The 13,724-nt window shown below is 54.8% G+C and carries 13 protein-coding genes; 5 read left to right on the forward strand and 8 right to left on the reverse strand.

Going from position 1 to position 13,724, the window contains the following annotated elements:
• Window positions 1-28 precede the first annotated feature (28 nt).
• From BLR09_RS16510 to BLR09_RS16520, 3 genes are all read right to left on the reverse strand, one after another.
• Window positions 29-1,018 carry a polysaccharide deacetylase family protein gene (locus BLR09_RS16510; protein ID WP_093204626.1) on the reverse strand — a complete coding sequence of 330 codons (990 nt, stop codon included), beginning with the start codon at window positions 1,016-1,018 and terminating at the stop codon, window positions 29-31.
• A gap of 93 nt (window positions 1,019-1,111) precedes the next feature.
• Window positions 1,112-2,419: a UDP-N-acetylglucosamine 1-carboxyvinyltransferase gene (murA, locus tag BLR09_RS16515; protein WP_093204629.1), complete on the reverse strand. Its 1,308-nt coding sequence runs from the start codon at window positions 2,417-2,419 to the stop codon at window positions 1,112-1,114.
• A 41-nt stretch (window positions 2,420-2,460) separates the two neighbouring features.
• Window positions 2,461-3,222, reverse strand: a complete 762-nt coding sequence (locus tag BLR09_RS16520) for a DUF4290 domain-containing protein (RefSeq protein WP_262507496.1) — start codon at window positions 3,220-3,222, stop codon at window positions 2,461-2,463.
• Window positions 3,223-3,504: 282 nt separating this feature from the next.
• Between BLR09_RS16520 and BLR09_RS16525 the strand changes: the two genes are divergently transcribed.
• The 4 genes from BLR09_RS16525 (at window position 3,505) to BLR09_RS16540 (ending at window position 7,740) form a co-directional block, all read left to right on the forward strand.
• Window positions 3,505-4,356 carry an SPFH domain-containing protein gene (locus BLR09_RS16525; RefSeq protein WP_093204635.1) on the forward strand — a complete coding sequence of 284 codons (852 nt, stop codon included), beginning with the start codon at window positions 3,505-3,507 and terminating at the stop codon, window positions 4,354-4,356.
• A gap of 10 nt (window positions 4,357-4,366) precedes the next feature.
• The gene (locus tag BLR09_RS16530; RefSeq protein ID WP_093205330.1) at window positions 4,367-4,531 is read left to right on the forward strand and encodes a type II toxin-antitoxin system antitoxin; all 165 of its coding nucleotides are present in this window, start codon (window positions 4,367-4,369) and stop codon (window positions 4,529-4,531) included.
• Between the two features lie 302 nt (window positions 4,532-4,833).
• Complete coding sequence (locus BLR09_RS16535) at window positions 4,834-6,237, forward strand: MATE family efflux transporter (protein ID WP_093204638.1); 1,404 nt, start codon at window positions 4,834-4,836, stop codon at window positions 6,235-6,237.
• 54 nt (window positions 6,238-6,291) lie between these two features.
• Window positions 6,292-7,740 carry an APC family permease gene (locus tag BLR09_RS16540; RefSeq protein ID WP_093204640.1) on the forward strand — a complete coding sequence of 483 codons (1,449 nt, stop codon included), beginning with the start codon at window positions 6,292-6,294 and terminating at the stop codon, window positions 7,738-7,740.
• A gap of 228 nt (window positions 7,741-7,968) precedes the next feature.
• Here the strand turns inward: BLR09_RS16540 and BLR09_RS16545 are convergent, their stop codons facing one another.
• The 3 genes from BLR09_RS16545 to BLR09_RS16555 all read right to left on the reverse strand — a co-directional run bounded on the left by BLR09_RS16545 (window position 7,969) and on the right by BLR09_RS16555 (window position 10,694).
• On the reverse strand, window positions 7,969-9,615 hold the full coding sequence (locus tag BLR09_RS16545; RefSeq protein WP_093204643.1) for a M1 family metallopeptidase: 1,647 nt from the start codon (window positions 9,613-9,615) through the stop codon (window positions 7,969-7,971).
• A 168-nt stretch (window positions 9,616-9,783) separates the two neighbouring features.
• A complete protein-coding gene (locus BLR09_RS16550) occupies window positions 9,784-10,407 on the reverse strand; it encodes a 3-keto-disaccharide hydrolase (RefSeq protein WP_093204644.1) in 624 nt (207 codons plus the stop codon).
• A 38-nt stretch (window positions 10,408-10,445) separates the two neighbouring features.
• Window positions 10,446-10,694 (reverse strand): hypothetical protein, encoded by a 249-nt coding sequence (locus BLR09_RS16555; protein ID WP_093204647.1) that lies wholly within the window; start codon window positions 10,692-10,694, stop codon window positions 10,446-10,448.
• A gap of 131 nt (window positions 10,695-10,825) precedes the next feature.
• Here BLR09_RS16555 and BLR09_RS16560 point away from each other — a divergent pair, with 131 nt between their 5' ends.
• Window positions 10,826-11,995, forward strand: coding sequence for an MFS transporter (locus BLR09_RS16560; protein WP_093204649.1), 1,170 nt, complete (start codon window positions 10,826-10,828; stop codon window positions 11,993-11,995).
• A 93-nt stretch (window positions 11,996-12,088) separates the two neighbouring features.
• Here the strand turns inward: BLR09_RS16560 and BLR09_RS16565 are convergent, their stop codons facing one another.
• Together BLR09_RS16565 and BLR09_RS16570 are read right to left on the reverse strand one after the other, a co-directional pair.
• A complete protein-coding gene (locus BLR09_RS16565) occupies window positions 12,089-12,556 on the reverse strand; it encodes a methylglyoxal synthase (protein WP_093204652.1) in 468 nt (155 codons plus the stop codon).
• A 59-nt stretch (window positions 12,557-12,615) separates the two neighbouring features.
• Window positions 12,616-13,722 carry an ABC transporter permease gene (locus BLR09_RS16570; protein ID WP_093204654.1) on the reverse strand — a complete coding sequence of 369 codons (1,107 nt, stop codon included), beginning with the start codon at window positions 13,720-13,722 and terminating at the stop codon, window positions 12,616-12,618.
• Window positions 13,723-13,724: the final 2 nt, after the last annotated feature.

Consider the following 13,724-nt stretch of genomic DNA (forward strand, 5'->3'; position numbering starts at 1 on the left):
TCTTCATTTGTCTGTAGCTTTTGGCAAATTACCTCACCCCCTTCCTCCTCTCCTTCAACTCCTTAAACGTACTCAACACAATCCCGTTCTTCTCCATGTAGCTCTTCAATTCCGGGTCCATCATGGCGAGCATGTCGCCTTTGCGACTGTTGCCGGAGCCGGAGAAGTGGGAGAAGACCGGCGTGGGGTCGGTGCTGTGGACGATGATCATCGTCACGCCGGGCTGAGCCTTGTCGAGGATTTCGATGAATTTCTTCGTTTTGAAGGCGCGGAGGTTTTCGTCGGTCGGCTCCTGGCCGGCGGGGAGGTTCCAGCCGGTGTCGGCGAAGAGGTCGTCGAGCACAGGCAGGCCTGACGCCCAGAGTTTCTTGCCTACTTCCTGCGCCGCAGCGATGAGCTGGCCTTGTCCCTGGCCTTTGAGGCTGCTCGAAATCAGGGTATTATGCCCGCAGGGGAACATCACGGGAATCTTTTCTTCGATACCAACCTTCACATACCGCTCCACAAACTTCGGCGTGAAGAGCGTGCCCATGTGCGAATCAATGTGCGACGGCTCAATGCCAAACTGCCGGAAACGGGCTACCTGCTCGCGGATTTCCTTCTCCACATCGTCGGCAGAGCTATGCTGCACCACCTGCGCTACCTCGTGCCAGAGGCTGCCTTCCGGATCGTAGAGGGTAGGAGCCTTGTCTTTGCCGGAAAGGGGCTGCCAGCGGTAGGTTTTCCACTCGGAGGTGAGGGTGAGGTGTACGCCCACGTCCCACTTCGGGTTTTGCTTGTACAGCGCCATAAACTCCGGCACCCAGCCGCAGGGCATCATGACGGAGGTAGACGTAGCCACGCCTTCGTTGAGCGACTTCCGGGTGCCAACGTTCGAGTCGTAGCTCATGCCGGCGTCGTCGACGTGGAAAATGATGACTTTTTTACCTTTCGGAAAGCCGAGTTTTTCGGCATAGGTCTGCGCATTGGCGAGCTGGCAGGCGCCCGCCATCAGGAGGAGGAGGAGAGTGCGTTTCATGAAGTAGCAAGGATTGGCTTTCCGTAAAAATAGAAAAACCTGTCAGTATACTTCACTGACAGGTTTTGAGGCTATTGCGAGCCGGATTAAATCTTACAGCCGGATGATTTCCGCGCCGAGGGCATTCAACCGGGTGTCGATGTTCTGGTACCCGCGGTCGATCTGCTCGATGTTATCGATAATCGAAACGCCCTTGGCCGACATCGCCGCGATGAGCAGCGCTACCCCCGCCCGGATATCCGGAGAGGTCATCCGGATACCGCGGAGCTGGATTTCGCGGTTCATGCCCACGACCGTCGCCCGGTGCGGATCGCAGAGGATGATCTGCGCGCCCATTTCGATGAGTTTGTCGACGAAAAACAACCGGCTTTCAAACATCTTCTGGTGAATCAGCACGGTTCCTTTGGCCTGTACGGCGGTCACGAGGACGATACTCAGCAAATCCGGCGTGAAGCCCGGCCACGGCGCATCGGCCACGGTGAGCATGGAGCCGTCGATGAAGGTATCGATTTCGTAATGGTCCTGTGCCGGGACAAAAATATCGTCACCCCGGATTTCGAGCTGAATACCGAGTTTCCGGAACACGCCCGGAATCACGCCCAGATCGGGTATGGAGCAGTTTTTGATCGTGATTTCCGACTGAGTCATGGCGGCCATCCCGATGAAGGAGCCGATTTCGATCATGTCGGGGAGCATGGTGTGTTCGGTGCCGTTGAGTTCCGACACGCCTTCGATCTGAAGGAGGTTGGAGCCGATACCGGAGATCTTCGCGCCCATGCGGACGAGCATCTTGCACAGCTGCTGGAGGTACGGCTCGCAGGCAGCGTTGTAGATCGTCGTAATACCTTCGGCGAGTACCGCGGCCATGAGGACGTTGGCAGTACCGGTTACCGACGCTTCGTCGAGCAGCATGTACGTGCCGCGTAAGTTAGAAGCGTCGACTTTATAGAAACCACCGTCTTCCGGGTCGAAATCAAACTTGGCGCCGAGTCGCTCAAAACCCAGGAAGTGGGTATCGAGGCGGCGGCGGCCGATCTTGTCGCCGCCTGGTCTCGGAATCTTGCCTTTTTTGTAGCGGGCCAGCAGGGGTCCGAGCATCATGACGGAGCCGCGGAGGGAGGCCGCCTTGTTTTTATAGGCTTCCGACTCGAGGTAGTCCATATGGACGTCATCGGCCTGAAAACGCACAGACGACGCGCTCAGCCGGGTTTTCTTCACACCCATATCGCCGAGGAGGTCGATGAGGGCATTGACGTCCCGGATGTCGGGAATATTGTGAATCGTGACGGGATCTTTCGTCAGCAACACCGCGCAGATAATCTGAAGTGCCTCGTTTTTGGCGCCTTGCGGGATGATTTCTCCGTGAAGTTTTCTTCCTCCTGTTACTTTAAATGAAGCCATGGCACTGATGCCGGAAACAGGCGGCTGCCCGCCGCTCCCGGTTATTTTTTGCGGTTGCGGTTATTGAAGTGATTGTTGCGGTTGTTGTTGTTATTATTCCCGCCACCGCCGGAACGACGCTGGAAGTTGCCGCCGCCGCCCTGGTTATTGTTGTTGCGGTGATGCGGGCGGTTGTGATGCGAAGGCTGGGGCTGGTAGTTGCCGCCACCGCCGACGCCCGGCGTGCTCGAATACCGGTCGCGGGGGGCGATGTCCAGGTATCCTTCCTTGCGTATACGTTCGATTTCCGCATTGAGGCCGCCTTTGGAGATGATCTTGAGGTGCTCCCACACGGTGGAATCGTCGGCGTTGTCCTTGTTCCAGGCGGTATAAAAGCTCTTCATCATCTTGGCGATGTAGCTTGCGAAGGCCCAGCGCTCGTATTCGTTCGTCAGCGAAATCGCTTTCTGAACCATCAGCTCAAGGTTGCGGCCATAGTGGCGGAACTGAAGCTGGTGCGTGGCGTAGGGAACCCCATTCGGTTTTTTTCCGATGGCCTCGGGCGAAGGAGGCGGAAACGGACTGTCTACATCGAGCCGGAATCCCGACATGATGTACAAATCATCCCAAAGCTTATTCGTGTAATCCTGCCCCTCTTTCATGTTAGGGTGAATCTGCCGCATAAGCTCAATGAGTACGTAGGCCTGCTTGGTGCGTTTCTCACGATCCTCGATCGTTACGAGATAGTCGACCAGCTTTTGAATATTACTGCCGTATTCTTTCAAGCGAATGTTTTTTGTTTTCGGTGAACGAGGAAAGGACAATTCGTTACGGAGGTATGGCCTTGGTTGACGAAGCGTCCGGCGTAACGAGAGCGAAGAAAGGTCCTTTCTGACTCGCTGAAGTAATGCAAATGTAAACAGAAGGAGGCAATCTTGAATCATCTCCGGAAATTTTGTGCGGAAGGCTGTTTTTATCCATCAGAAAGATGACTGACCAGCCGCTTCGGGCTGCTCATCCCGGCGGGCAACCATTCATCCGAAGACGTATTTTTCTTTCCCGGAATCATGCTACTATTGTGATATCATTTTAATATCACCTTAACTATGAAAGAAAAACTGATTCAACCTGTCTCCGGATATGCCGCACTGGGCGGTTTACTTGTATTGGGCCTTGTCGCCCTGGCTCTTGCATTGGGTGGCGCCGGCATGCTGACACCCGTTGTCGCCTTGATTTTCATGCTGGTGCTGCCCGGCTTCTTCGTCGTCAATCCGAACGAGGCGAAGATCCTTGTTCTCTTCGGGAATTATGCCGGCACGGTCAAGCAGGACGGTTTCTGGTGGTCTAACCCGTTTTACAGCAAGTCATCCATTTCCCTCAAAGCCCGCAACCTCGAAGGGGACAAGATCAAGGTCAACGACCTCCTCGGTAACCCCATCGTGATCGGTGCGGTGGTTGTTTGGCAGGTGGAAGAAACAGCGAAGGCGAAGTTTGAAGTCGACAACTACATGCAATACGTCAAGCTCCAGTCCGACGCCGCCCTGCGCCACCTCGCCGGTGCTTATGCCTACGACCATTTCGAAGACGCCCAGCAGGAAATTACCCTGCGCTCAGGCGGAGATCTGATCAATGAAAAACTCGAAGCCGAGCTGCACGAACGCCTGGCCCGGGCCGGGGTCAACGTCCTCGAGGCGCGGATTACCCACCTGGCTTATGCCGAGGAAATTGCACATGCCATGCTTCAGCGCCAGCAGGCGACGGCCATGGTAGCTGCCCGGACAAAAATTGTCGAAGGGGCAGTCGGCATGGTAGATCTGGCGCTGAAGAAACTCGCAGAGGGCGATATCGTCCAGCTCGACGAAGAGCGGAAAGCCGCCATGGTAAGTAACCTGCTTGTAGTACTCTGTTCAGACAAAGCGGCCAGCCCTGTTGTCAATGCCGGTACGCTCCACCATTAAGGAGACGGGTATGAAAGAAAAAGAAGCAAAGAAAGCGTTTGCCCTGCGGCTCTCTGCCGAACACCTCGAAGCCTTGCAGAAATGGGCTGACGACGAGTTTCGCAGCCTCAACGGGCAGATCGAGTACCTGCTGGCGGAGGCGCTGAAGGCTTCGAAGCGTCTCCCGAAAAAGTAGGAACGAGAAGAAACAGAGAAGGGCTGCTCCGGTTGACCGGGCAGCCCTTTGTCATTTACTTTCTGTGTATTCTGTGCTTTCTGTGAGAAACTGATTTTTGATTTTTCTCACAGAAAGCACAGAATACACAGAAAGAAATAATAGCATCTTTTGTCTGTGAAGTCTGTGTCGTCTGTGAGCTGTTTTTTCTCACAGACGACACAGACTTCACAGAAAGTTAACAGAATGATTCGTATAAGGTCTTCTGAACAATTCTGCGCGAGCCAGCCGCTTTTCGTACCTTTGCGGCTGATTTTACTGCCATGAAACAACTTTTTACTGCTTATTTTAACAAATCCGAGGCTTCCCGCATGCTGAACCTCGCCTGGCCGATTGTCCTCAGCCAGCTGGGTATCATGCTGATGGGGGTAGTCGACGTGATCCAGGTCGGGCACATCGCTACCGACGCGAAGTTTGCCCTCGACGCCGCCGGTATTGCTAACGGCGTCTGGAATTCCATCGCCGTTTTTGGTATCAACGCCATCGGTATCATCGCTCCGCAAATTTCCAAAGCACGTGAGGAAGGACAGCCCGACGAGATTCGCAAGCTCTTCCGGGCGGGTATCCGCGTAGCGCTGCTGGCGACGCTTTTCTGTAGCCTGATTATCGTTCTCCTGTCGTTCAAATTTGAATGGTTCGGGCAGAAGGACAAGGTGCAGGACATGGCCGTGCCGTACCTGCTCATCTTTACGTCGTCGACGCTGCCGATGTTCCTCTTTCTGGCCGTTCGCCAGCTGGCCGACGGCATGGGCCTGACCCGCGTCGCGATGTACATTACCTTGGGGGCCGTTGGCCTCAATATCCTGCTGAACTACCTGCTGATTTACGGGAACTGGTTTTTTCCGGAACTGGGTCTGAACGGCGCGGCTTTGTCCACGCTGATTTCCCGGATATTCATGGCGATCGGCATCTGGATCTACGTGCGCCGGCAGCCGGAACTTGTACCGTACCTGAGCAAGCCGCTGTCTGTTGCAGGGACTACAATAGCGGACTGGACGCGCAAGATTATCCGTCTTGGTACACCGGCGGGTTGCCAGGGTTTTTTCGAGATAGCCGTGTTTGCGCTGGCCGCCATCATGACCGGCTGGCTGGGCGAAGACCAGCTCGCGGCGCACCTTATCGCGATTAATCCCGCTTCTGTAACCTACATGATGACGACCGGTCTTGCCTCAGCCGGCGGTATCCGTGTTGGCGCCGGAATCGGGCAGGGGAACCGTGAGGCGGTACTGCAATCCGGACGTACGGCGTTGCTGCTGGCGGTGGTATTCATGACGTTTACCTGCCTGTGCTTTCTGCTGGGTAATGAATTCCTGGTATCGCTTTATATCCGGGACGAAGAAGTGGCCTCCATCGCCGTCATACTGGTGATGATGGCGGGTGTTTTCCAGCTGTTCGACGGGGTACAGGCCGTCAGTCTGGGTTTGTTGCGGGGTATGGCGGATGTCAACCTGCCAACGGGTATCACGCTCGTGGCCTACTGGATTGTGGGCTTGCCGGTAGGGTACCTCTTCGCGTTTGTGCTGGGGATGGACGCGCTGGGTATCTGGATCGGCCTGACAACGGGACTCGCCGTAGCGGCGGTATTACTGAGCTGGCGCTTTTTCCATCAGGTACCGAAGATTGATTTTTCCATCCGCCGGGCCGCGCCGCCGGTCGGACTACACTAGCGATTTCTTGCATATTGACGAAATAAGCCGCTTTTTAGAGGAAACTTTGTCAACATGCAGGAAACCTCTACCTCTTCATTCAAACAGGAACTTGGCTTAACGGATAGTACCCTGATCGTCGTCGGATCGATGATCGGGTCGGGTATTTTCATTGTTTCGGCAGACGTACTCCGCCAACTCGGTTCGCCGGCTTTTCTGTTGGCGGCCTGGATTCTCACCGGTATTCTCACGACCATCGGCGCGCTCAGCTACGGCGAGCTGGCCGGGATGATGCCACGGGCCGGCGGCCAGTATGTCTATCTCCAGAAAGCGTATCATCCGCTGGTGGGGTTTCTCTATGGCTGGTCGCTGTTTCTGGTGATTGAAACGGGGACGATTGCGGCTGTCGCAGTGGCGTTTGCCCGTTATACCTCCATTCTGCTGCCGTTTTTTGACGAGAAGAATACCCTGCTGGATTTGGGCTTTCTCCGGATTACCCCGACTCAGATACTTGCCGCGGCTATGGTATTACTGCTGACGTTTGTGAATATCCGCGGCGTGCGGGAGGCGAAAATCGTCCAGCGAATCTTCACCTTTACCAAAACCGCCGCCCTGGCGGGGCTGATTCTGCTGGGGTTGTGGGTAGGATGGAACAGCGAGGTATGGCGTGGAAACCTGGCGTCGTTCTGGGAGCCGTTTCGGGTAGCTCCGGGGCCGGCAGGCGGCGTGACGTCTGCTCCCCTGGCCGGCTGGCCGTTGTGGAGTGCGCTGGGACTGGCGCTGGTTGGACCATTGTTTTCGTCGTCCGCCTGGAATAATATCACCTACACTGCCGCAGAAATCCGGAATCCGTCCAAAAACATTCCGCTGAGCCTTTTCTGGGGGACGCTCATTGTGACGGTGCTGTATGTACTGGCCAATGTCGTGTACCTGATGCTGTTACCCGCTTCCGGTACCCCGGCAGCTGCCGACGTACACGGCAGAGGTATCATGTTTGCGCTGAACGACCGCGTAGGTACCGCCGCTGCGGAAGTGATTTTCGGGAATGCAGGTATCGTTATCATGGCAGTATTCATCATGATTTCGACATTCGGGTGTGATAATGGCATTATCCTCTCCGGCGCACGGGTGTACTACGCGATGGCGAAAGACGGTCTCTTCCTGAAAAAAGCCGGAACGCTGAACAAAGCAGGTGTGCCTGCCTTCGCGCTCGGTATCCAGTGCGCATGGACCCTGCTGTTATGCTTTTCGGGGACGTACAGCCAGTTGCTGGACTATGTCGTCTTTTCTATTTTGATCTTTTATCTTTTGACGATAGGTGCGGTCTTCGTCCTCCGGAAAAAAGACCCTGGCACCCATCGGCCTTACAAAGCCTGGGGATATCCGGTGATGCCGGCGTTTTTTGTTCTCGTGGTGCTGGGTATTGCGGTAGATTTGCTGATTTACAAGCCTTTTACAAGCTGGGCAGGGGTTGGAATCGTGGCGACGGGAATACCTGCCTATTCCTGGATCAAGCGGCGGTAACACGTACCCCTGACCCCGAAGGGGTCAAAGTGGCATCTCGGTATCCGTTTTTCGTTCCCCCGGACGATCGTCCGGGGTTATTCGGAAGGTTTTTGAGGTAGGGAGGTAGTTTGGTTTGACCCCTTCGGGGTCGGGTGAGGCGCGTCACGTTTCCTTCCCCGGAAGATTTTAGAGTAAAGAAGTAATAGGGTTTGACCCCTTCGGAGTTGAATGCCAATGACGGGCATTTTACCCCTGATCAGCCGTCGTATCTTCAGCCGCCTTTACATAATAATTCACGTCAACGACCAGCGCCGTTGCACCTTTTGCCGGCGCGGTTTTCCACTCTCCGGCGACGGGCTTCAATACCTGGTCCGCGTTCCCCAGCTTCACCTTCACCGGCATATCGAATCCCGCTACACAGTTGGTCCACTGGTACTGAAGCTGGTTGTTTTTGAAGCGGTACCGCAGTACCGGGATACGGACGTCCCGCAGGTATTGATCAAAAACCTTCTCCAGAGAAAGCCGCGTAAACTGAATCATATAGGCTTCCACTTCCGCCCCCGACACGGTCTTATGATAAAAGGTCTTATTCAGTCCAAGGAGAAGGTTATGCCACTTGTCGTCGTTGTTAACCAACTGCCGGATCATGTGCAGCATATTGCCGCCCTTGTAGTACATATCGCCGGAGCCGGAGTGATTGACGTTGTAGATGCCGACTACCGGCCGGTCGTTCCTGATGAGCTTCCGGCAGCCAATAACATATGCCGCCGCCGCCTCTTTTCCGTGATAATATTCGGTAAAAAGGGATTCCGAGTAATTCGTAAAGCTCTCGTGTACCCACATATCTGCTTCATCCTTATTGGTGATGCTGTTGGCAAACCACTCGTGCCCGGATTCGTGGACGATGATGAAATCCCACTTCAGGCCCCAACCGGTCGCAGAAAGATCCCGTCCGAGGTACCCGTTTTTAAACAGGTTGCCATAGGTAACCGAACTCTGGTGCTCCATGCCCAGGTACGGTACTTCGACAAGCTTGTATCCGTCTTCGTAAAACGGATACGGTCCAAACCAGTACTCAAACGCCTTGAGCATCAGCGGTACCTGCTGAAACTGCTTTTTCGCGGCTTCGAGGTGTTCCGGCAGCACATAGTAGTTGAGCGCCAGCGGACCTTTCAGACCTGCATAGGTTTCAGACCAGTGCTCGTATACCGCGGCGTTGAGGTTGACGCCGTAGTTGTTGATCGGATTGGCGACGAACCAGTCGAACGTCCGGGTGCCGTCGTTGTTTTCCGTTACCTTCCGCAGCATGCCGTTGGAAACATCTGTCAGCGGTTTCGGTACGGTGATGCTGATGGCCATGCTGTCGGGTTCGTCAGCCGGATGGTCCTTACACGGCCACCACGACGAAGCGCCCAGGCCCTGACAGGCCGTTGCGATGAACGGCCGGCCGGCGGCGTCCTTCGCGTAGACAAAACCTCCGTCCCACGGGGCTTTCTTCGCCACGCGCGGCGCACCCTGGTAGTAGACCGTCAGGCTTTCGCGGTTTCCTTTTTCCTGCTTTTTGACAAGCGAAACAAAGTATGCATCGCCATCCTGCCGAAAGGCGAGCGCCTGCCCGTCCTGCTCCACACGCGTGATACGCATCGAGCGCTGCAGGTCTATCTGAATCGTTTGTTCTGGCGAAAGGACACGGTACTGAATCTCGTTGCTTCCGGTCAGGGTACTGTCGGCGGGTGACAGCCTGACTTTGAGGTGATAAAAGGCAAGGTCCCACCAGGCGCGTTGCGGAGTGATGGACCCTCTCAGCGTATCATTGTGCGTGAAATGATATTGCTGTCCCAATAGCGGTTGGATGGCTCCCAGCAGGAGCAAGGTTGTGAAAATGACTCGCATGTGTGGTCGGACGTCTCCGGAATAAACAGGGAATGTTTCTTCGAATATACACAAGTTCCCCTTTTTTGCCGCATTCACTGTCTGGCCGAAGTCAACGGCGCTGCCGGTTCTGACAAAAAAGAAAAGGCCGGGATTGCTCCCGGCCCTATGCCTGTTACCTGCTGACGATCAGTCGGGCAGGCGTCGTACCTGAATATCCTTGTAGTACACCACGCTCTTCGGATCGTGACCCTGCAGGGCAAAGGTACCCTTGCCGATGACGCGGTACTTATGATCGGGAGACCGCTCTACGTTGTCGGGCTCGGTGTAGTCGACCACCGTTTTGTCGTTGACTTTGATGGTCACGTGCTTGCCTTCCACCTTGATCGATTCTGTGTACCATTCGTTGTCTTTCACGTAGACTTCCTTCACATCCTGAATATCATACAGGCTGCCGGTGCGCTTCCAGTCGGTATGGGAGTTGTTGACCTGGACTTCGTATCCTTTCTGCGGCCAGCCTTTTTCCTGGTATTCGGTATGGAAGTAGATGCCGGAATTGGAGCCGGGCGTGGTCATTACTTTCGCCTTGAACTCGAAGTTCTTGAAGGGCTGCTCTTTGCCTTCGTAGAAAAGGTGGGCACGCGGACCGGCTACTTTGATAGTTCCATTGTCGACACTGAACGTGGAGGCATTTTCTCCGACTTTCCAGCCGTCGAGCGACTTCCCGTCGAACAACGAAACCCATTTTTCTTTCTGGGGACCATAGCTGCTGCAGCACACAGCCAGGAGCAGAAAAAGCGACGCTTTTTTCATGATGAACAAGAGATTTAGAGGACTGTTTAAGTTGAATTTCAGCGCGCTAAAACTAAGTGCTTTTCCTCCGATTCCGGCAAGCGTGCGACCAAATAAATCGCCTGTATATCACGCTTCTCCACCGCCAAGTGTGAACGTGGAACCGAATGATTGTACTTTTTAAAGAATATCGCGCGTGTGAGGAACATCGGGCCGGCATTCTCAGTTCCTTTGCTGAACGAACAGTTGGGGCCGGAAAGCATGAAAACAGGCGATTGCAGAGCCTGTTGATCTTTTTCAATTTTCAACCTGCTCCGCTTTTCTGACCCGCCACCGAAAAAGGCACCAGGTAGTATAAATTGTCTTTTTCGGGGAACGGTTAACCAAAACGGAGTCCCGCTTCCCAACGGTCGCTTTTCCCTTTGAAGACCATCGCATTATGAAGAAGAGTTTGATTTCACTCACAGTCGGCGGTTTCGGCATCGGCATGACGGAATTTGTGATGATGGGTATCCTTCCCGACATCGCCAAATCCCTGTCGATTTCCATTCCGGTTGCCGGTCACCTCATTTCTGCCTACGCATTGGGTGTGGTACTCGGTGCGCCTCTGCTCGTCGGTATTGCCGGGAGCTATCCTCCGAAAAAGATCCTCATGGGCCTGATGGCGCTGTTTACAGTCTTTAACGGCCTGTCTGCTTTCGCTCCCAACTACGAAACGATGATGCTGACCCGGTTGCTGTCGGGCCTGCCGCACGGCGCGTTTTTCGGGGTCGGTGCAGTCGTTGCCAGCCGTCTCGCCGACAAAGGCAAGGAAGCCCGGGCGATTTCCATGATGTTTGCGGGATTGACCATCGCCAACATCATCGGGGTACCCATCGGAACGTATATCGGCCATGCCATGAGCTGGCGGATTACCTTCGTGATCATCTCCGGCGTTGGCTTGCTGACCCTGCTTTCACTGCAACAACTGCTGCCGGAGCTGCCGGCCAACGGCGATGGTAACCTCCGCAAGGAATTGCAACTTTTTACCCGCGTAGAGCCCTGGCTCGTACTGGGTATCACTGCGATCGGTACGGGCGGGCTGTTTGCCTGGTTCAGCTACATTGCCCCGCTGCTGACCGATGTGTCCGGCTTTACGCCTGAGCAACTGACGTTTATACTCATGCTTGCCGGCGTTGGCATGGCTGTTGGTAACCTGGTTGCAGGCCGTGTCGCCGACTACATCTCGCCGATCAAGGCTACCGCGCTTTTCCTTCTCCTGATGGCGATAAGCCTCATTATTGTGTCCTTTGTGGCGCACTGGAAAATCCCGGTACTGGTGATGACCTTCGTGACGGGCGCTATTTCTTTCTCCCTCGGCGCGCCGATCCAGATCCTGATGATCCGGGTGTCGAACGGCTCAGAAATGCTGGCCTCGTCTGTCAGCCAGGCCGGTTTTAACATTGGAAACGCACTTGGCGCCTACCTCGGCGGCCTTCCCATCGCTGCAGGTCTGGGCTATACTTCGCCTGAATGGGTAGGAGCCATGCTGGCTTTCACGGGCTTCTCGATGGCGGTAATCCTGTACTACCGTCAAAAGAGTACGGCTGCTTTCGGGCTGACGGCCTGATCCGGCAAAACGGATAAAAAAATAATACGCAACGCGGCTGCCCCTTCAGGAGGCAGCCGCGTTGCTATGATAGGGTATTCTTTACTGACAGCGTTATTTCGCCAATGTCGATCCGACCTGCCGTTTGAGATAGGTACTGTAATCGGTGATCTCCGAGTCGTACTCCGCATTCATGTAGGGAGACGTCAGCAGGAAATCTGCGGTAGCACGGTTGCATGCCATCGGGATATTCCAGACTACGGCAAGCCGCAAAAGAGCCTTTACGTCCGGATCGTGCGGCTGGGATTCCATCGGATCCCAGAAGAAAATAATCGCGTCGAGCTTCTCTTCAGCGATCATCGCACCGATCTGCTGGTCGCCACCGAGTGGCCCTGACAGTAACTTCGTCACCGGAACGCCCAGGGTATCTTCAATCAGGCGGCCGGTTGTGCCTGTCGCGTATAGCTCATGGAGAATCAGCGTTTCCCGGTTTCGGAGCGCCCATTCGATGATTTCGGTCTTTTTGTGGTCGTGCGCCACGAGCGCGATGCGCTTGTGACCTGACAGGTGTCTGCTGGGCATGGCAAAGGAAGGTGATATTGGCGCAAAGGTGCGGAATGCCGGGAAGATTTCCGCAGGGATTAGCTGGTTTTCCGGTAATTCAAAATGGCCCATCCGTTCAGGAAAACGGCAAACAGCACCAGGTAACCGAACTGATTCCGGACTTCTGCAAACGTACTTCCCTTCAGCACAATCATCCGGACGACTTCGATGAAATGCGTCACCGGCGTCAGAAAGGACAGTACCCTGGCCCAGAATGGCATGCTGTCGGTGGAGGTAAACAGCCCGCTCATCAGCGTAAAAATCATGATGAAGAAAAAGGCGACAAACATGGCCTGCAGCTGTGTCTGGCTATAGGTCGAAATCAACAATCCGAAGCCCAGAATAGCGATCAGGTATACGCCCGCAAACAGGTATAGCAGCGGAATACTGCCCAGCGGAATAATCCCGTAAACAAACCGCGCGATCGTCAGTCCGAGGGTGAAAACCACCAGCCCCAGTACCCAGAACGGGATCAGTTTTCCCAGAATAAATTCCCACTTCCGGATAGGCGTCACGTTGATCTGTTCGATGGTGCCGATTTCCTTTTCCCGGACAATATTCAGTGCCGATAAAAAACCGCCGACCAGTGTCAGCAACAGTACCAGAATCCCCGGTACCATGTAGTTTTTGTAGTTCTTCGTCGGATTATACCAGTGCGAATACACGATATCCAGGAGAGAAGGCATCTGACCGGTCCACTTGAAACGGATCTGGTTGTTGAAATCCCCGATGATACTCGTCAGGTACGAACCGCCGATACTGGCTTTTGATCCGTTGATGGCGTCGATGGCGACAAAAAGCGACTGCGCATTTTCCCGGACCAGTTTCCGCTCAAAACCGGCTGGTATCTGAAGGATAAGGTCCGCGCGGTCCTGCTCGACATACCGCAGCGCGGCCTGGTACGAGGTTTCCATACCCGTCAGGTGGAAGTACCCGGTGGCCAGTACTTTGCTGACGAGCTGCCGGGAATAGGTACTGTGATCCTGGTCGACTACCGCCAGGGTAATCGACCGCACATCGAAATCCGCCGCCTGAGGGAGTATCAGCAGCTGGATCGTCGGCATGAGGAAGATCATCGGGAGAATACTCCTGTCCCGGAAAATCTGCCGGAATTCTTTCTGAAGCAGGAAGCGCAGGGTTCGCATGG

Source organism: Siphonobacter aquaeclarae (genome assembly GCF_900103285.1).
Classification (GTDB): Bacteria; Bacteroidota; Bacteroidia; order Cytophagales; family Spirosomataceae; genus Siphonobacter; species Siphonobacter aquaeclarae.

What these genes read in the sequence shown, in the direction of transcription:
- BLR09_RS16510 (WP_093204626.1), bottom strand. Translation starts at nt 1,018, where the DNA reads ATGAAACGCACTCTCCTCCTCCTCCTGATGGCGGGCGCCTGCCAGCTC.
- murA (WP_093204629.1), bottom strand. Translation starts at nt 2,419, where the DNA reads ATGGCTTCATTTAAAGTAACAGGAGGAAGAAAACTTCACGGAGAAATC.
- BLR09_RS16525 (WP_093204635.1), top strand. Translation starts at nt 3,505, where the DNA reads ATGAAAGAAAAACTGATTCAACCTGTCTCCGGATATGCCGCACTGGGC.
- BLR09_RS16530 (WP_093205330.1), top strand. Translation starts at nt 4,367, where the DNA reads ATGAAAGAAAAAGAAGCAAAGAAAGCGTTTGCCCTGCGGCTCTCTGCC.
- BLR09_RS16535 (WP_093204638.1), top strand. Translation starts at nt 4,834, where the DNA reads ATGAAACAACTTTTTACTGCTTATTTTAACAAATCCGAGGCTTCCCGC.
- BLR09_RS16540 (WP_093204640.1), top strand. Translation starts at nt 6,292, where the DNA reads ATGCAGGAAACCTCTACCTCTTCATTCAAACAGGAACTTGGCTTAACG.
- BLR09_RS16545 (WP_093204643.1), bottom strand. Translation starts at nt 9,615, where the DNA reads ATGCGAGTCATTTTCACAACCTTGCTCCTGCTGGGAGCCATCCAACCG.
- BLR09_RS16550 (WP_093204644.1), bottom strand. Translation starts at nt 10,407, where the DNA reads ATGAAAAAAGCGTCGCTTTTTCTGCTCCTGGCTGTGTGCTGCAGCAGC.
- BLR09_RS16560 (WP_093204649.1), top strand. Translation starts at nt 10,826, where the DNA reads ATGAAGAAGAGTTTGATTTCACTCACAGTCGGCGGTTTCGGCATCGGC.
- BLR09_RS16565 (WP_093204652.1), bottom strand. Translation starts at nt 12,556, where the DNA reads ATGCCCAGCAGACACCTGTCAGGTCACAAGCGCATCGCGCTCGTGGCG.
- BLR09_RS16570 (WP_093204654.1), bottom strand. Translation starts at nt 13,722, where the DNA reads ATGCGAACCCTGCGCTTCCTGCTTCAGAAAGAATTCCGGCAGATTTTC.